This window comes from Marinobacter oulmenensis (genome assembly GCF_014201735.1).
Classification (GTDB): Bacteria; Pseudomonadota; Gammaproteobacteria; order Pseudomonadales; family Oleiphilaceae; genus Marinobacter; species Marinobacter oulmenensis.
In genome coordinates this window covers 92,887-104,999 of the sequence record NZ_JACHFE010000005.1, presented here as the reverse complement: position 1 = coordinate 104,999, position 12,113 = coordinate 92,887, and the positions used below count along the sequence as shown (strand labels likewise).

The following is a 12,113-nucleotide window of genomic DNA, read 5'->3' as shown; positions in this document are numbered from 1 at the left end:
AGGTATGATTTAAGCTGTTGTGTTGCATGGATGCAGTGGTGTGTAGCCTTTGCGTGCGCACTTATGGATTTCCGAGCATCCCGGGAAACTCTGCCTGCACCATGCGATGGGTTCGTCATGTGCGTTCAAGGAGAGGAGGTGCACCATGGATAATGTTCCCAATCCCCCGGAAAACCCCGAAAGCGACCTTGCCTCGCGATTCCCCACCGCCTACACCATTCTTTTCTGTCTGATCGCCGTGGTTGCGGCGCTTTCCTGGATCATCCCGGCAGGCCAGTATGAGCGGGTCATGAATGACGAGGTTGGTCGGGAAGTGGCGGTACCGGGTACCTATGAGACAGTGGCCCCTAACCCCCAGGGCTTTGTTGATGTCATTCTGGCGCCAACAGCCGGGTTCTACGATCCCGACAGCTATACCGCCAATGCCATCGATGTCGCACTGTTCGTGCTGTTCCTGGGTGGCTTTCTCGGCGTTATGAACGCGACCGGTGCCATCGATACCGGTATACGCAGCGCCATGCGTCATTTGAAAGGCCATGAAATCTGGATGATCCCTATCCTGATGACGCTGTTTGCCCTGGGTGGCACCACCTACGGAATGGCAGAGGAAACCCTGGCTTTCTATGCGATTCTGGTTCCCGTCATTCTGGCCGCCGGGTACGACGCCGTCACAGGTGTTGCCATCATCCTGATCGGGGCCGGCATCGGCGTGCTTGGCTCCACCATCAATCCCTTTGCTACCGTCATTGCGGCCAATGCGGCCAGCATTCCCTTCACCGACGGTATTATCCTGCGATTTATTCTTTTGATTGGTGGTTTGCTCATCTGTATTGCCTACGTCATGCGGTATGCCCGGCGGGTGAAGGCCGACCCTTCCCGCTCGGTGGTATCAAAACAGTGGGCTGCCCACCGGAAGCTGTTTCTGGAAGCACACGAAGAAGAAATGCACAGCGCGAGCCTAACCAGAACCCAGATCATTTCACTGATCATCTTCGGCATAACCTTTGCCGTGATGATCTGGGGGGTGTCCTCACAGGGTTGGTGGATGGCCCGAATGGGGGCCCTGTTCTTCGGGGCTGCGATTTTGATCGGGCTTATTGCACGGTTGGGTGAGAAGGAACTGACCGGCAGCTTCGTGGATGGTGCCCGGGATCTGCTGGGCGTGGCCCTGGTGGTTGGGCTTGCCCGTGGCATTGTGGTGATCATGGAGCAGGGCATGATCGCCGACACCATTCTGCACAGCGCGGAAACCTCCCTGGGGGGGCTACCGGAGTTGGCCTTTATCAACCTGATGTTCTGGATCGAGGTCGGTATGAGTTTCTTCGTGCCCTCGTCCTCTGGTCTTGCCGTTCTGTCCATGCCGATTCTGGCGCCGCTGGCTGACTTTGCCAACGTTGGGCGAGACCTGGTGGTTACCGCATACCAATCTGCCAATGGCCTGGTGAATCTGATCAACCCGACCTTTGCCGTTGTGGTAGGTGGGCTTGCCATAGGGCGGGTGTCCTATGATCGCTGGCTTGCCTTTATCTGGCCGCTGCTGCTTATTCTGACCGTGTTTATCAGCGTTGTTATCAGCCTGGGCACCATGCTGTAAGCATGCAAAAAAAGGAGTTTTGTTATGTCTGAACAATCACTTGGAGTGTATTCGGAAACCGGGAAGCTGCGTCAGGTCATCGTTTGCCGGCCGGGACTGGCTCACCGCAGACTGACACCTTCGAATTGTGATGCGTTGCTGTTTGATGATGTTTTCTGGGTCAAGCAGGCACAGAAGGATCATGACGTATTTGCCTCCGTCATGCGCAGCCAGGGCGTCGAGGTGCTGGATGTTAACGAGCTGCTGGCGGAAACCCTGGCGATCCCCGAGGGCCGGGCCTGGATTCTGGACCACCGGATCAACTGGAACCACATCGGCGTGGGCATGGTGTCGGATCTGAAGGCCTGGATGGAGGAACTGCCCGGGGAAAGACTGGCGGAATTCCTGATCGGTGGCCTTGAAGTGGGGGATTTGCCTTTTGATCCGGTTGGACTGTTTGGCAACCATCTGGGACGTTTCGGGTTTGTGTTGCCGCCGCTGCCCAACTTCCTGTTCACTCGCGACAACAGCGCCTGGGTGTATGGTGGGGTCACCCTGAATCCCATGTTCTGGGCTGCCCGCAAGCCGGAAACCCTTCTGATGGCCGCCATCTACAGGTTCCACCCGAAATTTGCCGGCAAGGTGACCGTGCATTGGGGCGATCCACTTGAAGATCATGGCCTGGCCACCCTGGAGGGCGGGGATGTCATGCCTCTGGGGAATAGAACGGTTCTGGTGGGCATGGGCGAACGATCCTCACCCCAGGCCATTGGGCAGTTGTCAAAATCCCTGTTTGATAGCGGTATGGTGGATCGGGTGATCGCCTGCCAGTTGCCGAAAGCCCGTTCCGCCATGCATCTGGATACCGTCTTTACCTTCTGCGGTGGCAACGTGGTTACTGCCTTCAAGGAGGTGGCCGATGGGGTAACCTGTTATGACCTGCGCCCCGGCGAGGGCGGCAAGACACTGTCCTTCAAGCGGGACTCGCGCCATCTTTTTGAGGTAGTCGCGGAGATCCTCGGTTATCCGGCCCTGGAAGTCGTGCCAACCGGCGGCAATACACCAGAGGAGCGGGAACGGGAACAGTGGAACGATGGCAACAATGTGCTGGCCCTGAGCCCTGGACTGGTTGTCGGTTATGACCGCAATGACGATACCAATGCGGCGCTGTCGGCGTCGGGCATTGAGGTGTTGGCCATACCGGGTGCCGAACTCGGCCGTGGTCGGGGCGGTGGTCGCTGCATGAGTTGCCCAACCATCCGGGACGCGGTCTGACAGCAAAGGAGATGTTTCATGGCTTTCAACCTAAAGAACCGACACTTTCTGACGCTTCGGGATTTCAGCCCCACGGAAATTGCTTTCCTGCTGAAGCTGTCTGCGGATCTTAAGACCGCCAAGTATGCAGGTACCGAAGTACCTAATCTCGCGGGTAAGGATATCGCGCTGATCTTCGAGAAAAACTCCACCCGAACCCGGGTCGGGTTCGAGGTCGCCGCCTTTGATCAGGGCGCCCGGGTAACCTACCTGGGCCCGACCGGAACCCACATCGGGCACAAGGAGTCGGTCAAGGACACGGCAAGGGTGCTTGGCCGGGTATACGATGCCATTGAATACCGTGGTTTCGGGCAATCGGTTGTGGAAGAACTGGCACAGTATGCGGGCGTGCCAGTCTATAACGGATTGACCAACGAATTTCATCCTACCCAGATACTGGCGGACTTTCTGACCATGCAGGAGCATGTGGAAAAGCCGCTGCGGGAGGTGGCCTATGTGTTTATTGGCGATGCCGCCAACAACATGGGCGACAGCCTGCTGATCGGCGGTGCCAAGATGGGCATGGACGTGCGTTTATGCGCACCCAAGGCCTGCTGGCCCAAGCAGGCTGTGCAGGAGGAGGCCCGCGCACTGGCGGCGGAAACCGGGGCCCGCATCACCATTACCGATGATATCGATGCCGCTGTTGCCGGGGTTGATTTTGTGTATACCGATGTCTGGGTCTCAATGGGTGAGTCGAAGGAAAAATGGGCCGAGCGCATCAAGTTGCTGATGCCTTACCAGGTCAACGCCTCCCTGATGGCAAAAACCGGCAATCCCCGGGCGCGGTTTATGCACTGCCTGCCAGCCTTCCACAACACCGAAACCGTGGTGGGCAAGGAGATCCAGGAGACCTATGGCATTGACGCTATGGAGGTCACGGAAGACGTTTTCGAAAGCCCCGCTTCGATTGTGTTTGATCAGGCCGAGAACCGCATGCACACCATCAAGGCCGTCCTCGTGGCGACTCTGGGAGGCTGACATGCTGGTGGTCGCAGCCTTGGGGGGCAATGCCCTCCTTAAACGCGGGGAGCCGCTTACCGCGGGGGTCCAGCGCAACAATGTGCAGGTTGCGGCCCGATCCCTGGCCGCCGTTGTCCGGGCCGGCCACGATCTGGTGGTCACTCACGGTAATGGGCCACAGGTCGGGTTGCTGGCCTTACAGGGCGCGTCCTATAAACCGGATGAGGCCTATCCGCTGGATGTCCTGAGTGCCGAAACCGAGGGTATGATCGGCTACATGATCGAGCAGGAGCTGGAAAACGCCCTGGCGCATGACCGGCCGGTCTCGACGCTGCTGACCCAGGTGGTGGTGGACCCGAAAGACCCGGCGTTCGATAAGCCGACCAAGTTCGTGGGTCCGGTCTATGAGCGCGAGGAGGCCGAGCGCCGGGCCGCCGGCGCCGGTTGGAGCATTGCCCCGGACGGCGACAAATGGCGCCGGGTGGTGCCTTCCCCGAAACCTCAGGAAATACCGGATCTGCGCGTACTGAAGCTATTGCTCGAGCAGGGCGTGGTCGTGGTCTGTGCCGGCGGCGGTGGCATACCCGTGTTGCGCCGGGAAGACGGCAGCATGGTCGGCATTGAAGCGGTCATAGACAAGGACGCCGCCAGCGCGTTGTTGGCCAGACAACTGGAGGCAGATGCGTTGCTCCTGTTAACCGATGTGGATGCTGTCTATCGCGATTTCGGGACCGAACACTCAGCGCCGCTTGCTGAATTGACAGTAACCGAGGCGCGGGGACTGGATATGCCTGCCGGTTCCATGGGGCCGAAACTGCAGGCCGCCTGTGATTTTGCCCAGGCGGGCGGGCTCAGCGGCATTGGTCGTCTGCAGGATGCAGTGACCATCCTCGAAGGATCAGCGGGCACTCGCGTGTCGGCGGGTTAACAGGCACTTATCCCCTCCCACTATGCATCATTAGAAGCATACGCCGGGTTTTAGAGATGAATTTCCGCTTTGGGCTCTATTGGTGAATGGGCATCTGGTCCATATCAGTGCAGGTCGCTTCGGCTCTGATAATCTTTAGAACATTCAGACGAAAGCGGGCGGGTATGCTGGGTCGTTTCTGGGGTAGCGGTATGCGAGTGGTTTTCCTGGGTTTTTTATTGGTGCTGGTGATGATGCCGGGGTTGTCGCCCGCGGGCACAATCAAGGGCAGGTTACTGCGCATTGCCTATGTGGAATTCCCGCCTCTCAGTTACCGGGACGAGTACGGCAAGGCGGCCGGTACCATGGTGGATATTACCCGCAAGGTGGCAGAGGAGGCCGCGTACGAGGTCGAGTTTGTCTACCTGCCGATCAGCCGTGTCTATCTATACCTCCGTAACGGCAAGGTGGATCTTTGGATGGGGATGACCAATATCCCCTCGCTCTCCATGGAAGTGTTGGAAAGCTGGGTCAGCCCGCTGCCTGTCAGACTCAGCGCCTGGTATCTGGACGGCTCGCCGCCCGTGGACCATCTTGATCGGCTGCGTAACACAACCGTTATCCTGCATGCGGGGTATACCTACGGCGATTTTCGCAAATGGCTGGAATCACAGAGTGATATCCGGGTTCTGGATGCGCCCAATCATCGCGCAGCCATCGACATGCTTGAGCGCGGCAGGGGGGATTATGTGCTGGACTATCACCAGCCGGTGAGGGAAGTGCTTACCGAACCCGACGATGATCGGGTCCATGAATCCCGGATACGCAGTCGAAATACAGCCTGGCTGTTTTCATTGGCCCGCCCTGACGCTGCCCTGGTCCGGGACGATTTTGACAACGCCTACATTGAGCTGGCGGCCCGGGGGGCAGTTCCGCCCCTGCGGTCGTTCGGGAGGAACAGAGTGGTGCCCGGCTTCCCGGAGGGGCTCCAGTAAGTTCTAGCGGTCATGAAGCGTCAGGTCCCCATACCAGGCTGTCGCTGTGGCACCGGTGTTGTCGGAGTCGGTCATGATGGCAATGCCCACGATGGGCGGCGGTGATTCCCCGAACGCCTGTCGGTAATCGGCCACGATGTCCCGTTCCACGGTCTGCCATTGCCCGGTGTCCTGCGGCCCGGAGTTGACCGCCACCATCACCGTTTTATCGGTATAGGCATTGGCAATGAATTCCCCCTCGGGCAGGCGGTTGGCCCAGATGTAATTAAGGGCATTGCCGGGCAGGGTCTCACCGAACAGCACCTCCACGGCTTTGCGTTTGGCCCGCTCGAAGAAACCGGCCTTGTCCGGCTGGAACTTGAAAGCCACGTAGATCCGTGCCGGGTAATCGTCTCCGGATTTCTGGCGGGCGTCTCCGTCCTCGAATACCCTGGAAACCTTCCAGCGCCAGCGCAGCATCAGTGAATCCCTGGGCGCCAGCGACAACCGGCTGATCAGCCCGGAGGCGCTGTTATCCGCGGTGGCCCGCACGACCTGCTGCCCGTCTTCCTGGACCAGGTCATAGCGCGTGTGCCGGTCGAGCTTGGGAAACTCCAGTGCCTCCCAGCCATCATTGAGTGAGCTCATGGCAGAAAAAGGCGTTAGGTGGCCCTCGCTTGCAATAATGAGGCCCGAGAAAACCAATGCCGATAGTAACGTGCTGCGAAGTACGCCGTTTGCTTTCAAATGGAACTCCTGAAAATCAGTGACTGCCATTAGCATAAATCAAAAATGCCAGGCCCATCTTGTAGCTTTGAATTGACCCGTATATAGTGACGGTATCCTTGGTTAGCTACCAGATGTTGTGATCAAACACTGAGCAATGATTGCAATCGGTAGCCGGGAATCCGGTGAGAATCCGGAACTGACGCGCAGCGGTATTGGGGAACGAGCGTGGCACAAAGACACTGGTAAGGAGTCCTGTTTCAAGGGGCCCAAGCCGGGAAGTCGCCACGCAAGGCCGAACCAACAGGTTCACGCCCCTGAGTCCGAAGACCTGCCAGGGACCAGAAGCCCCATAAAACGGGTTCTGAACTGCACCTTCGCGACTCAGGGTGAGCAGACCGGTACCTCCTGCCCATGCCATGGCAAGGTGTGCCCCTGCATTCGCGACGGTGATATGGAATCGACGCGAATTCAGGAGAACATCATGACTGCCAGCACCCTCGCCGAACCTTCGGCCGCCGCAACTGACGACACCCCGGCCCTGCAGGTCATCAAACGCAACGGCACCCTTGTGGACTTCCGTGCCTCGAAAATCAGTGTGGCCGTCACCAAGGCCTTTCTTGCCGTGGAAGGTGACGAAGCGGCCGGGTCCTCACGCATCAACGCCGCCGTACAGGACGTCACCGAACAGGTGGTGCAGGCCGTGTCCCGGCGACTGAAGGCGGGCGGCAAGGTGCACATCGAAGACATCCAGGACCAGGTGGAACTCGCCCTGATGCGCGCCGGCGAACAGAAAATCGCCCGTGCCTACGTACTCTACCGGGAAGAGCACGCCCGCAAACGCGCCATCGACGAACCGGTGGAAGCCCACCCGCACCTGACCGTGAAAAAAGCCGATGGCAGCATCGCCCCGCTGGACCTGGGCCTGATGAAACTGCAGGTGGAACAGGCCGCCACCGGTCTGGAAGGCATCGACGGCGAATCCCTGGTGGACGACGCCGTGCGCAACCTGTTCGACGGCATTGAAGAAACCGAAGTGCTTTCGGCCCTGATCATGACCGCCCGTGGCCGCATCGAACGGGAACCGGACTACAGCGCTGTCACCGCCCGCCTGCTGCTGGAACAACTGCACCTGGAAACCGCCGGCGCCCTGGAATTACCGCGCGACACATCGCTGGCGGAGCTTTATCCACAGGCGTTGACGGCGTTCATCCATGCCGGTATCCGCTACGAACTGCTGGACGATGCCATGGCGGCCTTCGACCTCGAAGCCCTGGGCCAGGCGCTCAAACCCGAGCGCGACCACCAGTTCGGCTTCCTCGGTCTGCAGACCCTGTACGACCGTTACTTCCTGCACTGGAACAAGGCCCGGCTGGAGCTGCCGCAGGTGTTCTTCATGCGCGTGGCCATGGGCCTGGCCCTGCGCGAAGAAGAACCCGATGTCCGTGCTATTGAATTCTATGAGCTGCTCTCCAGCTTCGACTACATGGCCAGCACCCCCACGCTGTTCAACAGCGGCACCCGCCATTCCCAGTTGTCCTCCTGCTACCTGACCACCGTGCAGGACGATCTGGAAGGCATCTACGGCGCCATCCGCGACAACGCCATGCTCTCCAAATGGGCCGGCGGCCTGGGCAACGACTGGACACCGGTGCGCGCCCTGGGCTCCCACATCAAAGGCACTAACGGCCAGAGCCAGGGCGTGGTGCCATTCCTGAAGGTGGTGAACGACACCGCCGTAGCGGTGAACCAGGGCGGCAAGCGCAAGGGCGCGGTGTGCGCCTACCTGGAAAGCTGGCACCTGGACATCGACGAATTCCTGGAACTGCGCAAGAACACTGGCGACGAACGCCGCCGCACCCACGACATGAACACCGCCAACTGGGTGCCGGACCTGCTGATTGAACGCATGCGCGACGACGCCGAGTGGACCCTGTTTTCCCCCAGCGACGTGCCCGACCTGCACGATCTGACCGGCAATGCCTTCCGTGAACGCTACGAGCATTACGAAGCACTGGCGGAGCAGGGTGAGATCACCCTGTACAAGAAAGTTTCCGCCAAGCAGCTCTGGCGCAAAATGCTCACGGTGCTGTTCGAAACCGGCCATCCGTGGATCACCTTCAAGGACCCCTGCAACCTGCGCTCGCCGCAGCAGCACCAGGGCGTGGTCCACAGCTCCAACCTGTGCACCGAAATCACCCTGAACACGAGCGCCGATGAAATCGCCGTGTGCAACCTGGGTTCGGTGAACCTGGCTGCCCATATCCACAACGGCGAGCTGGACGTACAGCGCCTGGAACGCACCGTCACCACCGCCGTGCGCATGCTCGATAACGTCATCGACATTAACTACTACGCCGTGCCCCAGGCGAGGAACTCCAACCTCAGGCACCGGCCCGTGGGCCTGGGCCTGATGGGCTTCCAGGACGCGCTCTACCAGCTCGGCGTGCCGTACTCCAGCCCGCAAGCCGTGGAGTTCGCCGATGTGGCCATGGAACAACTGAGCTACTTTGCCCTGCGAGCCTCCGCCACCCTGGCCGGTGAGCGTGGTGCCTACGAAACCTACCAGGGCTCCCTGTGGGATCAGGGCATCCTGCCCATCGATTCCATCAACCGGCTCAAAGAGAACCGCCGGGAAGGGGAACTGGAGGTGAACACCGAAACCCGACTGGACTGGACCCCGGTCCGGGAGCTCATCGCCCAAAACGGCATGCGCAACAGCAACGTCATGGCCATCGCGCCCACGGCCACCATCTCCAACATTGTGGGCGTGTCCCAGTCCATCGAACCGGCGTACCAGAACCTGTTTGTGAAATCGAACCTCTCCGGCGAATTCACCGTGGTGAACCCCTCGCTGGTGCGGGATCTCAAGGCCGAAGGTCTGTGGGACAACGTCATGGTCAACGACCTCAAATACTTCGACGGCAGCGTACAGCAGATCGATCGCATCCCGGACGAGCTCAAAGCCAGGTACGCCACCGCCTTCGAGATCGACGCCCAATGGCTGGTGGAAGCCGCCGCAAGACGGCAGAAGTGGCTGGATCAGGCCCAGAGCCTGAACCTGTACATGGCCGAGCCCAACGGCCGTAAGCTGGACGCGCTTTACCAACTGGCCTGGGAACGTGGTCTGAAAACCACCTATTACCTGCGCTCCCTGGGCGCCACCGGTGCCGAAAAAACCGCCCCGGTCCCCGCGCCCCAGCCGCAGGTGTGCTCAATAGACGACCCGGACTGTGAGGCGTGTCAGTAACCACTGACAAACGTTAAGGGCGGTAACTGCCAAGCCTGAGGAACCGGGCTGGTATCCCCCTCCCGAAAATGTCTGTAGCCAAGGATGGCTACAGCCAAGCTCCCCATGGACGGGTTCACGAGCGGTTTTCGGGAGGGGGATACCAGAGCGGTTCAGGCTCCAAGTCCGGCAAACTCCAAATCCAGCAGGCGACAGAACCAAAGGACATCCACAATGCTCGAATGGGACGACGAACCAAAAGCGCAACCCAAAGCCACCAACCCGGATGCCCCCGCTCCGGTCAATGTGGACGACAAACGCGTCATCAACGGCGAAACCGACATCAACCAGCTGGCGCCGTTCAAGTACCCCTGGGCCTGGGAGTACTTCATGAACGCCAACAAAAACCACTGGACGCCCCTGGACGTGAACATGGCTCAGGACGTCCACGACTACCATCACCGTTTAAGTCCGGCGGAAAAACACGTGTACGAAAACGTGGTGGCCTACCTCACCACCTCCGACATCCTGGCCATGCGCAACATAGGCCTGGCCGTGATGGAAAAAATGAGCGCGCCGGAACTGCAGATCTACCAGGCCCGCCAGGTGTATGAAGAATCCATGCACACCTGGGCCTACCAGCACTGCATCGAAACCCTCAACCTGGATCAGAGCGAAATCTACAACCGCTACCGCGTGGTGCCCGAAATCAACGGCAAGATCCAGATGGCCAACCGCCGCCTGGACGCCGCCCTGAGGTCGGACCTGGATCTGCACAAGCCGGATGACCTGCACGAATTCGTCATGTCCTACCTGTTCTTTGCTGCCGTGTTCGAGGGCTGCTGGTTCTACAACGGCTTCAGCCCCATCTTCGCCCTGCAGCGCCGGGGCCTGATGCGCGGCACCGGTGAACAGTTCCAGTACATCCTGCGCGACGAAGCCATGCACTTCTCCTTCGGCCTGAAAGTGGTGAACCAGATCCTCGAAGAGGAAAACATCACCCTCGACCCCAAAGCCGTGCGCGACATGTGGGAAGAATCCGAAGCCAAAGAGACGGCCTACGCCAACTACATCCTGCGGGACCCGATCCTGGGCTACTCGGCGGAATACCACATCGAACAGTTCCGCTTCGTGGCCAACCGCCGGGCCCGCACCGTCGGCCTGGAAGAGCCGTTCCCGGGCGCACGCAACGTCTCGCCCTGGCTGGACGAGCAGGCTAACCTGCGCAAGGAAAAGAACTTTTTCGAAACCCGCGTGATTGAATACCAGACCGGCACACAGCTGGAGTGGTGAGCGACTGCCACTTTTGTGGGGCACCGGCCCGGACAGGATCTGGTCTATGCTAACGGGTGAAATTGTTGATCATTGACACCCGACCAAGCCCGAGGCCGATTCCCATGAAAGTGGCTGTTTTCAGCACCAAACCCTACGACCAGACCTTCCTCACCCAGGCTAACGACGAAGCCCACGCGCACGAGCTGACCTTCCTGGAAACCCGCCTGAATGAGGCCACGGCGGCTCTGGCCAAAGGCTTTGAGGCCGTCTGCGTGTTCGTGAACGACCAGGTGGACGCGCTGGTGCTGGAACAACTGGCGGCGGGCGGCACCCGCGTGGTGGCCCTGCGCTGTGCCGGGTTCAACAACGTGGACCTGAAAGCCGCGCAACGCCTGGGTATGAAGGTGGTTCGGGTGCCGGCCTATTCCCCCTACGCCGTGGCGGAACACACCGTGGCGCTGATGCTGACACTGAACCGGCAGATCCACCGGGCCTACCACCGTATCCGCGATGGCAATTTTGCCCTGGACGGCCTGCTGGGGTTTGATCTGCGTGGCCGCACCGTGGGCGTCATCGGTACCGGCCAGATTGGCGTGGAAGTGGCCCGCATCATGCGCGGGTTTGGCTGCCGCGTGCTGGGTCATGCCCCGGCACCCAACCCGGAGGCGGAAGCTCTGGGCGTGGAGTATGTATCGCTGGATGAGCTGTTTAGCCTGTCAGACATCATCACCCTGCATTGCCCGCTCACCCCGGAAACCCACCATCTGATTGATGCCAACGCGATGGCAAAGATGAAAGACGGCGTGATGCTGATCAACACCAGCCGGGGCGCCATTGTCGACACCAGCGCGGTGATTGAAGGCCTGAAATCCGGCCACATCGGCTACCTGGGGCTGGACGTGTACGAAGAGGAAGGCGACCTGTTTTTCGAGGACCAGTCCAACCTGGTGCTGCAGGACGACGTCTTCGCCCGTTTGCTGACCTTCCCGAACGTGGTGATTACCGGCCACCAGGCGTTCTTCACCCGCAACGCCCTGGAAAGCATCGCCCACACCACCCTGGGCAACCTGACTGAGCTGGAAGAGAGCGGCGAGTGTGAAAACCGGGTGGCCGGCTGAGCCGGGCCATCGGTTGTTCCCGGATGTGTAGATT

9 protein-coding genes and 1 riboswitch are annotated in these 12,113 nt (G+C 59.9%); of the genes, 8 read left to right on the top strand and 1 reads right to left on the bottom strand.

Annotation, left to right across the window (positions count from 1 at the left end; genetic code table 11):
* The first annotated feature begins 145 nt into the window (after positions 1–145).
* The 5 genes from HNR38_RS10710 to HNR38_RS10690 all read left to right on the top strand — a co-directional run bounded on the left by HNR38_RS10710 (position 146) and on the right by HNR38_RS10690 (position 5,752).
* Positions 146–1,594 carry a YfcC family protein gene (locus HNR38_RS10710; RefSeq protein ID WP_183703695.1) on the top strand — a complete coding sequence of 483 codons (1,449 nt, stop codon included), beginning with the start codon at positions 146–148 and terminating at the stop codon, positions 1,592–1,594.
* 24 nt (positions 1,595–1,618) lie between these two features.
* Positions 1,619–2,848, top strand: coding sequence for an arginine deiminase (locus HNR38_RS10705; RefSeq protein WP_183703692.1), 1,230 nt, complete (start codon positions 1,619–1,621; stop codon positions 2,846–2,848).
* 18 nt (positions 2,849–2,866) lie between these two features.
* Positions 2,867–3,868 (top strand): ornithine carbamoyltransferase, encoded by a 1,002-nt coding sequence (locus HNR38_RS10700; protein ID WP_183703688.1) that lies wholly within the window; start codon positions 2,867–2,869, stop codon positions 3,866–3,868.
* Between the two features lies 1 nt (position 3,869).
* Positions 3,870–4,778 (top strand): carbamate kinase, encoded by a 909-nt coding sequence (gene arcC / locus HNR38_RS10695; RefSeq protein ID WP_183703684.1) that lies wholly within the window; start codon positions 3,870–3,872, stop codon positions 4,776–4,778.
* 191 nt (positions 4,779–4,969) lie between these two features.
* On the top strand, positions 4,970–5,752 hold the full coding sequence (locus HNR38_RS10690; RefSeq protein ID WP_246362627.1) for a substrate-binding periplasmic protein: 783 nt from the start codon (positions 4,970–4,972) through the stop codon (positions 5,750–5,752).
* Positions 5,753–5,755: 3 nt separating this feature from the next.
* On the opposite strand, the gene HNR38_RS10685 is transcribed toward HNR38_RS10690, so the two are convergent.
* Positions 5,756–6,379: a DUF3047 domain-containing protein gene (locus HNR38_RS10685; RefSeq protein ID WP_246362625.1), complete on the bottom strand. Its 624-nt coding sequence runs from the start codon at positions 6,377–6,379 to the stop codon at positions 5,756–5,758.
* Between the two features lie 181 nt (positions 6,380–6,560).
* Positions 6,561–6,810: riboswitch (cobalamin riboswitch) on the top strand.
* A 101-nt stretch (positions 6,811–6,911) separates the two neighbouring features.
* Between HNR38_RS10685 and HNR38_RS10680 the strand changes: the two genes are divergently transcribed.
* The 3 genes from HNR38_RS10680 (at position 6,912) to HNR38_RS10670 (ending at position 12,079) form a co-directional block, all read left to right on the top strand.
* Positions 6,912–9,707 (top strand): ribonucleoside-diphosphate reductase subunit alpha, encoded by a 2,796-nt coding sequence (locus tag HNR38_RS10680; protein ID WP_379919063.1) that lies wholly within the window; start codon positions 6,912–6,914, stop codon positions 9,705–9,707.
* An 84-nt stretch (positions 9,708–9,791) separates the two neighbouring features.
* On the top strand, positions 9,792–10,979 hold the full coding sequence (locus tag HNR38_RS10675) for a ribonucleotide-diphosphate reductase subunit beta (RefSeq protein WP_343068289.1): 1,188 nt from the start codon (positions 9,792–9,794) through the stop codon (positions 10,977–10,979).
* 104 nt (positions 10,980–11,083) lie between these two features.
* A complete protein-coding gene (locus HNR38_RS10670) occupies positions 11,084–12,079 on the top strand; it encodes a 2-hydroxyacid dehydrogenase (protein WP_183703670.1) in 996 nt (331 codons plus the stop codon).
* Positions 12,080–12,113 lie beyond the last annotated feature (34 nt).